We start from the raw sequence: 14,401 nt of genomic DNA, 5'->3' as shown, positions 1-14,401 counted from the left end.
TATTTGAGTAACGATAAATGAGGCTTTTTATGTGTCTGTTTAACCGAATCAAGTAAGTCGCCTGCAGAGGTTACGAAGAGCAATAAGCAGTGGGTGGGACTTGCTTGAATATTCGTTTACCCACCCATAAGAAGCATAAAACAGGGGATTCGACAAATTGCACAAAGAATGTCGAAAGGTTGGATAAGTGGATAAAGTCATACACATTCTATCCACATGTATAACCTTTAAAAAATCCCGTAAATTAAAGTTATACACAAAGTTATCCACATTATCCACATTTTTTTTGTGTGGAATACTTGATTTACATAACAGAAAAAGAAACGAATGTTTTGTGTAAAATGATAAATCCACATTTTACGACAGAAAAAATCAAAAATCTATTGACTTTTTTATATTCTAAAAATCATATAATATTGTGTGCAAAAGACAAAATAAAGGATTATATATAAAAATAGTCTGAATATTCAGAAAGATATTATGCAGATATACACAACAGAATATAAAAAGAGAATCCGAGTGTGTAAAAGATGAAATTTCCACATAGGAGAGACAGATGTGGATGACAGATACACAAAAGAAATGACGATGGGGATAACTTTTTAAATAGTTTTCCACATGTAAAAAGCAGCCAGATGGGTTCAGAATTTTTGGATTCCGGACATTCATCTGGCTGTTTTTAATCACTTTATATTTATTTTTGCTTCATTCGCTTGATAACTTTCAATCTGGTGAATTCCTCACGTTCTTTTTCTTCCAGTGCATTCTGGATATCCTTGGTCAGTGCCTCGTACTTCGGAATTGTGATATTCTTCAGTGCGTTGGCACGTTTCTGCGTCTTTTTGATGTTGGCTGCGAGACGGATGGCTGCATTTTCCACCATAGAGAGGCGGATGGACAGCTCTTTTACCTTCTCGAATGCAACCTTGGCTTCGTCCAGGGACATCTTTGTGCTGTAGTAAGCGTAGGTTGGGGTATTGCTGGTTTTGTCATATTCCACAAGAGGAATCTCCGTACCCATAACGCTTCGGGTTTTGATACGGATGGAATTCTCTATGGGAACGGTACAGGCAATCTGCTGGACAAAGGCAATGCCGATTTCCATATTTGCCTTCTGGAGCGCAGCGTAAGCGGCGCGGAAAGTGACATCAATCTGCGTCTGGATATCCTTTGCCTGGTCAATCAGATTCATCATCTCGCGGATCAGGATGTTACGCTTCTTGTCCATCAGTTCATAACCCTGACGGGAAAGTTTCAGCGAGTTTTTTGCAAGTATCAGGTTTCCCTTGGTGGGAAAGGTATTCGGATCCATTCAATCACCTCGCTTCTTTTAGCGTACTGTTTCGTGATAGTATTTATCGAGGATCTTCGTATCGATTCGGTCAAGTTCTTCCTTCGGAAGAAGTCCCAGAAGCTCCCAGCCTTTATCAAGAGTCTCGGTGATACTTCGGTTCTCCGTCTCTGACTGACCGACGAATTCATTTTCAAAAGCCTTACCAAATACCAGATATCGTTTATCCAGTGGAGAGAGCTCATCCTCACCGATAACAGAAGCAAGGGCTCTGGCATCTCCAACCTTTGCATAACAGGAGAAAAGCTGGTTTGCTACGTCCTGGTGGTCGGCTCGGGTGTAGCCTTCACCGATACCATCTTTCATCAGACGGGAAAGGGATGGCAGTACGTTGATCGGCGGGTAGATTGCCTGCCCATGAAGCTGTCTGTCCAGAACGATCTGGCCCTCGGTGATATAACCAGTAAGGTCAGGGATTGGGTGGGTGATATCATCGTTAGGCATGGTCAGGATTGGAATCTGGGTTACAGAACCTGGTTTGCCTTTGACGATACCGGCGCGTTCGTACAGGGTTGCAAGTTCACTGTACAGATAGCCCGGGTAACCTTTACGGGACGGAATTTCACCTTTTGAGGAGGATACTTCTCGCATGGCCTCGCAGAAAGAAGTGATATCTGTCAGGATGACCAGGATGTGCATTCCTTTTTCAAAAGCAAGATACTCTGCGGCGGTGAGGGCAATCTTCGGTGTAAGAAGACGCTCAACAACCGGATCGTTTGCCAGGTTCAGGAACATGACTACGTGGTCTGCAGCTCCGCTTTCCTCGAAGGTACGGCGGAAAAATTCTGCGACATCATATTTGACACCCATTGCTGCGAAAACAATGGCAAATTTTTCATCAGAGCCTTCTCCCAGGGATGCCTGCTGTACGATCTGTGCAGCCAGCTTATCGTGTGGAAGACCATTTCCGGAAAAGATCGGAAGCTTCTGACCACGGATCAGCGTGGTCAGTCCGTCAATCGCGGAGATACCGGTGTTGATATAGTTTCGTGGGTATTCACGGGCTACCGGGTTCAGTGGAAGTCCGTTGATGTTTAATTTGACTTCCGGGGTGATGTCGCCCAGTCCGTCGATTGGCTGGCCGATACCGTTGAAGGTTCGTCCCAGGATCTCCGGGGAAAGTCCGATCTCCATTGGGTGTCCGGTCAGTCTTGTGTGGGTATTGCTTAAGGACATGCTGTCTGTTCCCTCGAAAACCTGGATTACAGCTTTGTTCTCGTAAATCTCAATAATACGGCCGATCTTGCGAGTCCCGTCGTCCATGTGAAATTCTACGATTTCCTCATAGGAGGCATTTTTGACGCCTTCCAGGACCACCAGAGGTCCGTTTATTTCGCTTAAGCCTAAATATTCAATTGCCATAAACTTCTCCTCTCCCGGCATCAGCCGTTTCTCTTCATAATGTCGTCGTAGAAAGTGTCGATATCCTGTTTATACTGGTCAAATTTCTCAAGCTGATTATTTGCTACATCATATTTAATGGAAATGATTTTTTCAAAAATATTGTTGCCTTCTTTGAGTATGGAAACAGGCATTCCGCGGGTAATCAGCGCGCGGCATTTTTCATAAAGATAGAGAATCGTTTCCATCATCTTAAATTGTTTTTCCATAGGTACGCAGGTGTCTTCTGCGTGGAAAGCGTTCTGCTGGAGGAATCCCAGACGGATGACTCTGGCGATTTCCAGTGTCAGTTTCTGGTCATCAGGAAGAACGTCACTACCTATCAGTTTAACGATCTCCATCAAGGAACTTTCCTGATTCAGAATCGCCATCAGCTGGTTTCTGTCTGCCACAAATTTCGGGGAAACATGTTCTCTGTACCATGGTGTCAGGTCTTCCAGATATTCACTGTAGCTGGTCAGCCAGTGGATCGCAGGGAAGTGACGGGCATAGGCAAGAGATTTGTCCAGCCCCCAGAAGCAGCGGACGAAACGCTTGGTGTTCTGTGTGACAGGCTCTGAGAAGTCACCACCCTGAGGGGAAACAGCTCCGATAATGGAGACAGAGCCTTCCGTTCCATTTAAGTTCTGCATCATTCCCGCACGCTCATAGAATGCGGACAGCTTGGATGCCAGATATGCAGGGAAACCTTCCTCGGCAGGCATTTCCTCCAGACGTCCAGACAGCTCTCGAAGTGCCTCGGCCCAACGGGAAGTGGAGTCTGCCATGATGGCTACGTCGTAGCCCATGTCGCGGTAATATTCCGCGAGGGTAACACCTGTATAAATAGAAGCTTCACGTGCCGCAACCGGCATGTTTGAAGTATTAGCAATCAGTGTGGTTCTGTCCATCATCAGGTTTCCGGATTTCGGGTCAATCAGTTTGCTGAAATCTTCCAGAACCTGAGTCATCTCATTTCCACGCTCTCCGCAGCCAATGTAGATGATGATATCTGCGTCAGACCACTTGGCAATCTGATGCTGTGTCATTGTTTTACCGGTACCGAAACCTCCCGGAACAGCGGCTGTACCGCCTTTTGCAATCGGGAAAAGGGTATCCAGAATACGCTGGCCTGTGACAAGCGGAACGCTTGCAGGGAAACGTTTGTGTGTCGGTCTTGGGATACGGATCGGCCATTTCTGCGCAAGTGCCAGATCTCTGGTAGTGCCGTCTGCGAACTGAATGGTTACGATTGGTTCCAGAATGGTGTATTCTCCGTCAGAAACCGCATGGATAACTGTGGCTTCTGTGAGATTCGGAGGCACCATGGATTTATGAAGGATAGAATCGGTTTCCTGGGTTTCTGCGATGATAGAACCAGGTCCTACGACATCTCCTTCTTTTACTGTGATGTGTGTTTTCCATTTTTTTTCTGTGTCAAGAGAGTCTACGCTGACACCTCGGGAAATATATTTACCTGAAGCTTTAGCAATTTCTTCCAGGGGACGCTGGATACCGTCAAAGATATTGTGAATGATTCCAGGTCCGAGAAGTACGGAGATGGCATCTCCTGTACCTGTAACTGTATCTCCTGGTTTGAGTCCTGTAGTTTCCTCAAAAACCTGTACGGTGGTCATGCCTTTTTTCAGGCCAATGATCTCACCTACCAGATGTTCCGGACCTACATAAACCATCTCGGAGATTTTAAATCCGTTGTCGCCCTTCAGATAAATGACGGGGCCGTTGACACCGTAGATAATACCTGTATTACTCATATTCTGGTCCTCCGTCAAACTTGAATTCTTTGTATGCTGCCTCGAAATTTCCTGCAAAAGAGTGATCAATCAGGATGTTCTTGTGAGGAATCGTGGCGCGGATACCGCCAAGGAAAGAGTCTTTGGCGAGCTGGATGGCTGCGCCTGTGCGCTGTTGAAGCTTCTCTGCAAGTGCGCTGTCTTCCGGGGAAAGATAGATGGAGATTTCATCGTTTTCGGCGAAGTCCAGAGCTTCTTTGATCTTTTCACTGAGATAATCTTCATATTCCGAAGTTTTGGTGAAGGATTTGAGAAGTTCTTTTACCTCGGAGAAGATTTTCTCTTTTAAATCATTCTGTTTCTTGGTCCAGTCGCGTTTGATCGTGAGCTGTTCTGCGGAAAGCGCCTTGTTTACTTCACGTCTTGCATTGGCGGTTTCTGCTTTGATCTGTGCCTGGGCATTTTCCTCACTGAGGGCCTTGCGTTCTTCTGTCATTTTTTCCAGAGTCTGTCTGTGCTCTTCAAGAATGGCGGCAGCTTTTGCGCGGGCATCTTCAACAGTGATATCATAAAAATGGCTGAGTTTTTCATCAATTGTCATGTTAACACCTGCCTATAGTTTTAGTCCAATCGCCTCATTTACATATGAGGTAATAAAATCCGGTTTGCGTCCAGTACCGTGCCTGTCGGGGATTTCGATGATCAGAGGGGTCTTGTGATGAAGCTTTACATCATCAATAATTTCAGGAAACTCCCGGCCGAATTTCTCGGTCAGGAGTATGATTCCGATTTCTTTATTGGAGATGGCTTTCTGCAAAGCATCTTTTAATTCATCATGTGTGTGAACAACTACACCCTCTACACCTGCCAGTCTCATCCCTGTGTAGGTATCGATATTGTCGCTGATCAAAAACATCTGCATCTTATAACTGTCCCAGGATCATGAAGGAGATGATCAGTCCGTAAAGGGCAACACCTTCTGCAAGACCTACGAAGATAAGGGATTTACCAAGGATACTCTGATCCTCGCTGATAGCGCCTAAAGCTGCGCTTGCCGCACTGGCAACGGCAATACCACCACCGATACAGGAAAGACCGGTTACAAGGGCTGCTGCGATGTAGCCCATACCTGTTGCAAGACCTGCCTCAGAACCGGCAGCAGCCTGTACAGAAGAAGCACCTGTGAACATTACGGCGATGGCGATGAGCATTGTGCCAAAGAAGAAGAATGCGTTTACGCCGATGGCTGTTTTGTAACGTCCGCGGTTTTTCTCGCCAATGAGATAGTATCCAAATGGAAGGATGATGCTGAGTACCAGTGCGATTGCTAAAATAATCTGTGCTATTGTTGTCATAATTAAGTCTCCTCTTGGTTTTATTTTAATGAAAAGTATTATGCGTTTTGATATATTTCCTTTTTACTTTACGGAGCGGAATGGCTCAAATTTACGTCCCGTACCTTTGTAGAAACGGCTGAACATTTCGTAATATTCCAGACGAAGTACCTGGATACCTACGATCAGACCTTCCATACCGCATACAAAAAGGTTTCCAAGGACTACCACTACCCAGTTAAGATTTCCGCTTTCCGCGCCTGCGAGCATGAGGACAACTTCCATCATAGCTGCATGGCTGACTGCGAAAGCTCCGATACGGACAAAGGAAAGGGTATTGGAGAAGTAGCTTAACAGGACTTCAAACATTTCAAAAAGTCCCTGTACAATGAACATTCCTTTTTCCTTCGGCATAACTTCTGATTTCTTCTCAATAAGGGCTGTGAGAGGCTCTTTCAGGAAAATCAGGATCAGCGGCACACCAAACATGATAAACAGTACGATTCCTCCCGGAAGTGTATGACCGGTCAGGATCAGTGCGATGGAAACAACTGCGGATCCGTAGAATACCAGACCTGCTACGGAGTTTGTATCGAACCAGATATGCTCGATATCTCCGGCTTTCCATGCGTTTAAGATGTTAAATACCATACATAAAAGGATGGTTCCCATACCAAAACCAATGGCAATGATAAATACAGTATTCAGTTTTCCGATAAACGGAACAGACATCATATTGTTCATCGGACGCAGCCACAAGGCAGGTATCACATCTTCAAATCCGAAGATACTTCCGAACATAAATCCGAAGAATGTGGAAAATACACCTGCGCAGCTGATGATACCTGCCAGTGTGATATGTTTAAATTTATAAAGCAGGAAACCACCGATAAAGAGCAACAATCCCTGTCCGACATCACCGAACATTGCACCGAAGATAAAGGAATAGGTCAGTGCCACAAACCATGTCGGATCCATCTCATTGTAGGCTGGAAGGCCATACATTTTGATATACATTTCAAAAGGTTTGAACAGTTTCGGATTCTTTAATTTGGTCGGCGGCTGCTGGTGCACGCCAGGTTTCAGATGCTCGTCTTCTTCACCATCAATAATGCAGAAGATACGGCTGTCATCCTTGATATCTGCCTGGAAAGAATGTGCATCTTTCTCAGTCATCCACCCACATAAAATATAGAAGACATCCTTATCCCCATGGGTACATGCTGCAAGTCTGCGCACATCAAAGTTGCCGGAAAGCTGTGCGATCGCGTTGCGGGATGCTGCGATATCTTCTTTGTTCTGTTGGAGAAAATCAGCTTTTTTCTGGTTCGCAGACTCCAGTCTGGCAGCTACATCGCTGCGTTTTTTGGTGAGTCCTTCGAATGCTGATTTGGCAGTCCCTTCATAAGTATCCGGCATATAAATCCGCTCGAAATGCATGGAAGAATAGACAGCTTTGACCTTCTGTGCTTCATGTTCCGGCACGAAATATACACCCCAGATATACTGATCATCTTCGTCACATTTGATAAAGATCGTGTCCAGATTCTCATAAATATACTTCTCAAATTTCTGATAATATTCCTTCTCAATTCTTCCAAAACGGAAGTGGATAAACTGGAATTTCAGGATTGAGGAGAGGTTGTAATTGATGTTTCTGAATGGTTTGATCACTCGCAAAGATTCATCAAGTGCTGCAAGCTGACTCTCCAGATCCGCGCGGGTATTGCTCAGTTCCTGATAATCGGACTGAAGCCGGCGGATGGTATTTAATGCCTCTTCCGTATTCATTGATCGGGCGGAAATCTGCTTTGTATCCGTCAGTTCCTCATAAAAGCTGTTAGCAGTAGTGAGTGCTTCTTTATATGGATTAATCTCCATAAAGGGAGAAAGACTCTCCACTGCAGTCAGCTCGGAAAGGGCATTTTCCAGATGGATTTCGTACTTGCATAGGTAGGTGTTTACCACTCTGTCAATATCGGTTTTCGGACCGGTAATGCTCAGGAACTTCATTTTCTCAATCATAAATTCACCTCCTGGTTAGTTGTTTTTAATACAGTTTACATAATATGGATATATAACTTGTATGAAATCTGCTGTATTATTCTATAGTTTTTATAGCCCGCAAAAAATATTATGTGCAGATTATAAAACTTGTGGATATCAGCTCATGAGTTATGTCAGTTATTACATATATAACGCATGGCTTCATCATGCTGTACGCCATAACGGACACATTCAATAGCAATCGTCAGGCGGTTTACTTCATGTTCCTTATGATATAGGTAGGAATAGATCACTGCCACAGAATAGGGATTCCTGTGCGCTTCTTTTTCCAGGATACTGCGGAGGATATAGTTGTAAAATTCCTCCAGATTGGCAACAGTAAGCTGCCCATATCTGGTGCCGTACCATGTTTTCTGGAAAATCCTTCTGGCATCTTCCGATGTCGGAGCTTCTACCAGAGCGGTGATTTCTTCTTTCTTTAATTTATAATTCATAGGGATCAGAAGTGCATAAATACTTGCCGGATCCATGTTGAAATATCGTTTGGAACGCTGGATAAACTGCAGGTTCAGCATATCGAATTTCTCGCCGTAGGTACGGGTGATTTCTTCCAGATCCTTGCCTTTAAACAGCTTCTTGCGTACGTTCCAGATCTGTGTAAAATAGTATAGATCCAGCGCCATACCGTAGTCAAAAAGAAGTGCTGTTTCGTGTTCCTGAATCTTCGAAAGCGGGATATAAAACTCGTTTCCTTTGAGGCAGGAGATCAGTTCTTCCATGGTGGAACAGGCTGTGATCCGGTCTACATCGATGTTGGAATGCAGGCGGAAGAAGTCACGATACGGAGAGACATCAACAGGGTCTGTGTCGCGGTGATCGAAGATATTTGTCATAACTTCTTTCAGCACACGAATTTCATATCGCTTGGAATACAGATCCAGAAACTTACGCTGTTCGGGATTTGCAAAGTGATAGATTCTGGAGAAATTTTGGAAAATAGATTTCTTCAGAAGCTTCTCAATCTGGCCTCGGTGCAGGGTATTTTCATCCAGTGCATCCCATTTGGAAGAATATTCCGGCATTCGTTTCAGATAGGCGGCTACCTGTGTAACGTTGGAGAGCTGAAGAATTTCCTCGAACTGCTCCATGGTAGTGAGCCTGCTCTGCATTGCGCGGATTTTCGTGGAAAGTCCGCTGTAGGAGAGTACGCCTCCCATTATTGCTCACTTCCTTTCCTGATGTTTCGTATTTGATTACATAGATAAAATTTTCTCAAATAGTTCCCGGGAAAGCTGTGTGTGTTGCTGTTCATACTGGGCATCAAGAGAAGAAAAGGTAGCCTCGGTGTCTGCCCGTAACTGCGATAGTCGGGAGTCTTTTTCTTCCTCAAGCTGCTGACGGATCTTCTGGATCTGTTCATTTGTCTGAGATTCCAGCAGGTCATCGTAATCTTTACATTTTTTTTCCGCTTCTTCAGAAAGCACTTGCTTTTGTCGGTCGCAGTCTTCCATGATGCGTTGGGCTGTAAGCTCGATTTCAGATAATTTGTTAAGTATCTGCTCCATCTTCAACCTCCTTAGTTGTCAAAATCTTACAAAAAAATCAGATTTACTATGTGTAAAATAGTAATATCTGTTAGATATAATACACCCTTTTGCTGAAAAAAACCATCTAAATTTTCTTTAGAGAGGAAAAAATTGTTATTTTTTAAACAAGGAATGGAATAGAAGAAAATAAAAGCAATCAAAAAAGCAATCGTAAAAAAATACGATTGTTTTTTTGCGTATTTATGCATATAATATATTCAATAAGACTGAATAACTGCGCGTCGCATTCTCGTTACTTTAGTGATGAGTTAGACGCGCAAATTTTTTATTAAAAGAAAGAACATATGTTTACTTCTGGCACTATATGTGCTAAAATATAGTCATGGGTAGTAGAAAAAACAACAGAATCTGAGAAAAGAGTTATCAGGGAGAAATAAAAATGCAGATAATATCCAGTTATGGTGTAGAATTACGAAAACAGAATATCCCGATCCGCCAGACACTGGAGATATACCGTTCTGCTGTCAGTTATCTGATTGGGATTTATGTGCAGGTATGGGAAAAATTAGCAGAAATCCCGGATGCAAAGAGGCGTTTTAATGCTGCAGAACATCTGGTACATACTACGAAGAAAAACCATGCCTGTTTTGATTTTGATATCCGGTTCCCAAAGATGCCTTCCTATCTGCGCAGATCTGCCATCCAGCATGCACTGGGGACAGTATTCTCTTATAAAACACGGCTGGATCTATGGGAAAAGACCGACGGAAAGAGCGGGAAACCAAAGCTTGTATATGAAAATCACGCCATGCCGGTCTTCTACCGTGATGTCATGTATCGTGAAGGTGCGGAAGGGAAAGACGAAGCATACCTGAAACTCTATGATGGCCATGACTGGAAATGGTCCTGTGTACGTCTGGATCATACGGATATGGAATATCTGAGAAAATGCTGGTCAGGGAAAAAGGCATCTGCCCCGACTCTGGAAAAGAGACACCAGAAGTATTTTTTGCGTTTTTCTTATAAAGAGGAAGTAACACTTACCAAAACACCTGTGAAAGAACAGATTATCTGCAGCGTGGACTTAGGGATCAATACCGATGCAGTCTGTACTATCATGCGGGCAGACGGAACTGTCCTGGGAAGAAGATTCATAGATCATCCCAGTGAAAAAGACCGGATGTACCACACACTGGGACGGATCCGCAGATTCCAGAGGGAACATGGCTCTGCGCAGACACAGGGAAGATGGGCATATACGAAACGTCTGAACACAGAACTGGGTAAAAAGATTGCAGGTGCGATTGTAAGATATGCGGAAGAAAACCATGCAGATGTGATCGTGTTCGAGTATCTGGAGATGCAGGGGAAGATATCGGGAAAGAAAAAACAGAAACTGCATCTGTGGAGAAAGCGGGATATCCAAAGACGCTGTGAACATCAGGCACACAGGAAAGAGATGCGGATATCCCGGATCTGTGCATGGAATACCAGCAGACTGGCTTATGATGGTTCCGGGGCGGTAACACGTGACCGGGAAAATCACAGCCTCTGTACTTTCCAGACAGGAAAACGATATAATTGTGACCTGTCAGCATCCTATAATATAGGAGCCAGATATTTTATAAGGGAACTTTTAAAACCCCTTCCGGCAACGGAAAGGTCTTTGCTGGAGGCAAAAGTCCCTCCTGTAAAGTGTAGAACCTCATGCGTCTATGCAGATCTGAGGAAACTCCATTCAGAAATGGAACTCTTAAAAGCAGCATAGATACAGGCAGATATACAGCGGACTACCTGTAATGTGGGAACCAGCCATATCTGGCATGGGAAATGCGCATAACTGCGCACCTAAGTTACAGGCGTATCCGCCGATATTCAGTCTGACGCCTAAAGCGTCTGGAAGCACGTGACTTCAGTCATGTGAGGTTTACGGAAGAGGCAAAGGTACAAAATATATCATTAGCTAAGATTTGTGGAGGAATGATAAAAATTATGAAAAAAGAATTATTTGTATGCCATGGAGATATTTTATATTCGGAAAGTATAGAGAAACTGAAAGTATTTGAGGACAGCTATCTGGTAGTGCAGGATGGTTTCGTTGAGGGAACTTATGAAACTCTTCCTGAGAAATTTCAGGGAGTGGAGGTAAAAGATTATGGCAGAGGTCTGATCATACCGGCATTCTCTGATCTGCATATTCATGCTTCCCAGTTTGTGCAGCGTGGAGTCGGAATGGACAAGCTGCTTTTTGACTGGCTTAATGATTATACATTTCCGCAGGAAGCCCGTTTCGCATCCATGGATTACGCAAAGAATGTGTATGATCAGGTAGTGACAGAACTGCTCAGACAAGGAACGTTTCATGCGAGTCTTTTCACGACGATTCATTATGATGCGTCAGATTATCTGTTCAGGGCGTTGGCCGATAAGGGAATGTATGCGTATGTAGGCAAGGTGAATATGGACATGAATTCTCCTGAGTATCTGTGTGAGACAACAGAAGAATCCCTGAAAGAGACAGAGCGCTTCCTTGCAGAACATCAGGGAAAAGGAACTGTGCAGCCGATTCTGACACCGAGATTTGCACCGACCTGTTCTGAGCCGTTAATGAAAGGACTGGGCGAACTGGCTGCAAAATATCATTGCGGATTGCAGACTCATCTGGTAGAATCTCAGGCAGAGGTGAAATGGACGATGGAATTATTTCCAAATTATGGTTCGGATGCAGAGATTTATGAGAGAAATGGACTGCTGGAACATGGACCGTCTATTTTTGCACATTATATTTTCCCATCTCAGGCAGATCTGGATATTATCCGCAAAGCTGGCAGCGTAACAGTGCATTGCCCGGATGCAACTACCAATATTATAGCAGGAATCATGCCGGCGAAAGCATTGAGTGAGAAAGGTGTTCCAATCGCTATGGGCTGTGATATCGGAGGCGGACAGCATGCGGCTGTTTACAGACAGGTTGCAAGAGCAGTACAGCTTTCGAAACTGAAAGAGTTTTATGAACCGGAAGGAAATGGAAACATAACGTTTGCACAGGCATTTCATATGGCAACCAAGGCTGGTGGAAGCGTATTTGACCGAGTAGGTTCTCTGGAGAAAGGCTATCGGTTTAATGCACTGGTGCTTGACGGACTGGAGGATGAAGGCTTTACCCTGAGCCCGGAGGAAAGAGCGGAGAGATTCTGCTATGCGGGAGATGACAGGAATATAATAGGAAGATTTATTGATGGCAAGGAGATAATTTTGCCATAATATCAAAGAAGATAGAGATGGAATTGCTATAGTTTATATTGTCTGATATAAAGAGACAGAGGGTGGACGATTAACGTTTTACTAATAAAATATATAAGGAGAGACTATGAGATTAAGAAATATCCCTGGGGCGCAGGATGCGATTCTGGAGAGCCCTTATGTGGTGCAGGAGCCACAGACAAAGAAAGGACACTGGGCGGAGGTTTTTGCGAAAAAGCAGCCGCTTCATATAGAAGTAGGAATGGGAAAAGGACGATTTCTGATGGATCTGGCGCGTCTTCATCCGGAGATCAATTATGTGGGAATCGAGATGTATGACAGTGTACTTCTGCGTGCGCTGCAGAAGAGAGAAGAGTTGGAGCAGAACGGAGAGGTTTATTCCAATTTATTCTTTATGAGAGTAGACGCCAGACTTCTGCCGGAGATTTTTGAAAAGGGAGAGGTAGATAAAATTTATCTGAACTTCTCCGATCCATGGCCAAAAGCACGTCATGCAAAACGTCGTCTGACGTCGAGAGAATTCCTGGCGCGTTACGATCAGATTTTGGTGCAGGACGGAAAGGTGGAATTTAAGACAGATAACAGGGATTTGTTTGAATTTTCACTGGAAGAAGTGAAAGAGGCAGGCTGGAATCTGGAAAACTATACCTTTGATCTGCATCATAATGAAGAGATGGTGCAGGGGAATGTGATGACGGAGTATGAGGAGAAATTTTCCTCTATGGGGAATCCGATTTGTAAGATGGTGATTTCAAGGGGATAAATTTTGCTATGTTTCAGCATATGTCAGATGTGTAGTGAAAACAGATTGCGGTATATTTTGCCCGAATTCGGTTGTCGTAGCCCGTTACGACGCCCTCATCCGGACAAAATATACCGCAAATTGTGACATACATCTTGCAGGAAGCCTTTTTCAAACACGCTCTAGTGTTTTGCTGGATAGCTAATGGATAGGAATACAATATTTTACAGATGTTGTATTTCTGTGACTGGAATATGAAGCCTGCGTTGCATAATATAGTGTAAGAAAATCCAAGGGGCGCTTCGCGCCCCGAAGGAGTCTGCCTATGAAACGAAAAAGTTCCTTCCATAATAAGATGGTACAGTTTGGATATGAGCATAAAAAGTTTGACGATACTTTCAGCCAGGTGCGAAAGTCAGCAGAAGAGGTCAATAAGATGCTAAATAAGATGTCTAAAAAGGATGAAAAAAAGGAAAAATAAAAGAAATAGAAAATTTTTTAAAATTTTTTTAAAATACCTATTGACATTTTATCTCACATTATATATAATATCACTTGCGTTGAGAAGTTAACAAAACATCAACACAAAGAAAACAAAAGAATATGCGCCTTTAGCTCAGTTGGTAGAGCACCTGACTCTTAATCAGGGTGTCCAGGGTTCGAACCCCTGAAGGCGCACTAAGAACACTGTTTTTGCGGACAATGCGATTGCCGCGGGGACGGTGTTTTTTGTTTTACAAGGGTTTGCGGACTTTTGGACACCTTTATTTTCTATCATGATTCTGATGCTTTTTTGCTTATTTTTCTATCTTTCAGACATTTTTCCAGACACATATTCAAGTGCAAAATACCGTAGATACGACTTCAGCTATCGCTGTATCTATAGCAATTCCATAAATTACTGCAAACGATCCAGTCCATCATAGCGTGAAGTCCTGCGTCAGATATCTTTGCCGTAGCCACCGCTACGTCTCATTCCTTCGTCTTGCAGATGAAAATTTATCCAGCATGAATCAGATTGT

At 43.8% G+C, this 14,401-nt stretch carries 14 protein-coding genes and 1 tRNA gene; 5 read left to right on the top strand and 10 right to left on the bottom strand.

Annotated elements, in window-relative coordinates; genetic code table 11:
• Positions 1 to 694: 694 nt before the first annotated feature.
• The 9 genes from ACTNC0_RS09130 to ACTNC0_RS09090 all read right to left on the bottom strand — a co-directional run bounded on the left by ACTNC0_RS09130 (position 695) and on the right by ACTNC0_RS09090 (position 9,391).
• Positions 695 to 1,312, bottom strand: coding sequence for a V-type ATP synthase subunit D (locus tag ACTNC0_RS09130; RefSeq protein WP_441087122.1), 618 nt, complete (start codon positions 1,310 to 1,312; stop codon positions 695 to 697).
• Positions 1,313 to 1,330: 18 nt separating this feature from the next.
• Entirely contained in the window at positions 1,331 to 2,713 is a 1,383-nt protein-coding gene (locus ACTNC0_RS09125) for a V-type ATP synthase subunit B (RefSeq protein WP_441087121.1), read from the bottom strand.
• A gap of 20 nt (positions 2,714 to 2,733) precedes the next feature.
• Positions 2,734 to 4,506 carry a V-type ATP synthase subunit A gene (locus ACTNC0_RS09120; RefSeq protein WP_441087120.1) on the bottom strand — a complete coding sequence of 591 codons (1,773 nt, stop codon included), beginning with the start codon at positions 4,504 to 4,506 and terminating at the stop codon, positions 2,734 to 2,736.
• Positions 4,499 to 5,086, bottom strand: a complete 588-nt coding sequence (locus ACTNC0_RS09115; protein ID WP_441087119.1) for a V-type ATP synthase subunit E — start codon at positions 5,084 to 5,086, stop codon at positions 4,499 to 4,501. The genes ACTNC0_RS09120 and ACTNC0_RS09115 overlap by 8 nt, the downstream gene beginning before the upstream one ends.
• 12 nt (positions 5,087 to 5,098) lie before the next feature.
• Positions 5,099 to 5,407 (bottom strand): V-type ATP synthase subunit F, encoded by a 309-nt coding sequence (locus ACTNC0_RS09110; protein WP_008705340.1) that lies wholly within the window; start codon positions 5,405 to 5,407, stop codon positions 5,099 to 5,101.
• 1 nt (position 5,408) lies between these two features.
• Complete coding sequence (locus ACTNC0_RS09105; protein ID WP_019163225.1) at positions 5,409 to 5,840, bottom strand: ATP synthase subunit C; 432 nt, start codon at positions 5,838 to 5,840, stop codon at positions 5,409 to 5,411.
• 63 nt (positions 5,841 to 5,903) lie between these two features.
• A complete protein-coding gene (locus ACTNC0_RS09100) occupies positions 5,904 to 7,844 on the bottom strand; it encodes a V-type ATP synthase subunit I (RefSeq protein WP_441087118.1) in 1,941 nt (646 codons plus the stop codon).
• Positions 7,845 to 7,999: 155 nt separating this feature from the next.
• Complete coding sequence (locus ACTNC0_RS09095; RefSeq protein WP_441087117.1) at positions 8,000 to 9,043, bottom strand: V0D/AC39 family V-type ATPase subunit; 1,044 nt, start codon at positions 9,041 to 9,043, stop codon at positions 8,000 to 8,002.
• A 36-nt stretch (positions 9,044 to 9,079) separates the two neighbouring features.
• A complete protein-coding gene (locus ACTNC0_RS09090) occupies positions 9,080 to 9,391 on the bottom strand; it encodes a hypothetical protein (protein ID WP_118629678.1) in 312 nt (103 codons plus the stop codon).
• A gap of 421 nt (positions 9,392 to 9,812) precedes the next feature.
• On the opposite strand from ACTNC0_RS09090, the gene ACTNC0_RS09085 reads away from it, so the two are divergent.
• The 3 genes from ACTNC0_RS09085 (at position 9,813) to trmB (ending at position 13,400) form a co-directional block, all read left to right on the top strand.
• Positions 9,813 to 11,141, top strand: a complete 1,329-nt coding sequence (locus tag ACTNC0_RS09085) for an IS200/IS605 family accessory protein TnpB-related protein (RefSeq protein ID WP_441087116.1) — start codon at positions 9,813 to 9,815, stop codon at positions 11,139 to 11,141.
• 224 nt (positions 11,142 to 11,365) lie between these two features.
• On the top strand, positions 11,366 to 12,637 hold the full coding sequence (locus ACTNC0_RS09080; RefSeq protein ID WP_441087115.1) for an amidohydrolase family protein: 1,272 nt from the start codon (positions 11,366 to 11,368) through the stop codon (positions 12,635 to 12,637).
• Positions 12,638 to 12,743: 106 nt separating this feature from the next.
• Positions 12,744 to 13,400, top strand: a complete 657-nt coding sequence (gene trmB / locus ACTNC0_RS09075) for a tRNA (guanosine(46)-N7)-methyltransferase TrmB (RefSeq protein ID WP_441087114.1) — start codon at positions 12,744 to 12,746, stop codon at positions 13,398 to 13,400.
• Between the two features lie 13 nt (positions 13,401 to 13,413).
• On the opposite strand, the gene ACTNC0_RS09070 is transcribed toward trmB, so the two are convergent.
• Entirely contained in the window at positions 13,414 to 13,728 is a 315-nt protein-coding gene (locus ACTNC0_RS09070) for a DUF6783 domain-containing protein (protein ID WP_441087112.1), read from the bottom strand.
• On the opposite strand from ACTNC0_RS09070, the gene ACTNC0_RS09065 reads away from it, so the two are divergent.
• Both ACTNC0_RS09065 and ACTNC0_RS09060 read left to right on the top strand, forming a co-directional pair.
• Entirely contained in the window at positions 13,705 to 13,860 is a 156-nt protein-coding gene (locus ACTNC0_RS09065; RefSeq protein ID WP_178761279.1) for a hypothetical protein, read from the top strand. The two genes, ACTNC0_RS09070 and ACTNC0_RS09065, sit on opposite strands and share 24 nt — an antisense overlap.
• Before the next feature lie 124 nt (positions 13,861 to 13,984).
• Positions 13,985 to 14,057 (top strand) — tRNA-Lys (locus ACTNC0_RS09060).
• Positions 14,058 to 14,401 lie beyond the last annotated feature (344 nt).

The sequence above is a fragment of the Blautia sp. HCP3S3_B11 genome, assembly GCF_052064435.1.
Lineage (GTDB): Bacteria > Bacillota > Clostridia > Lachnospirales > Lachnospiraceae > Blautia_A.
The sequence above is the reverse complement of the archived record's forward strand: the minus strand, read 5'-3'. Positions and strand labels throughout refer to the sequence as shown.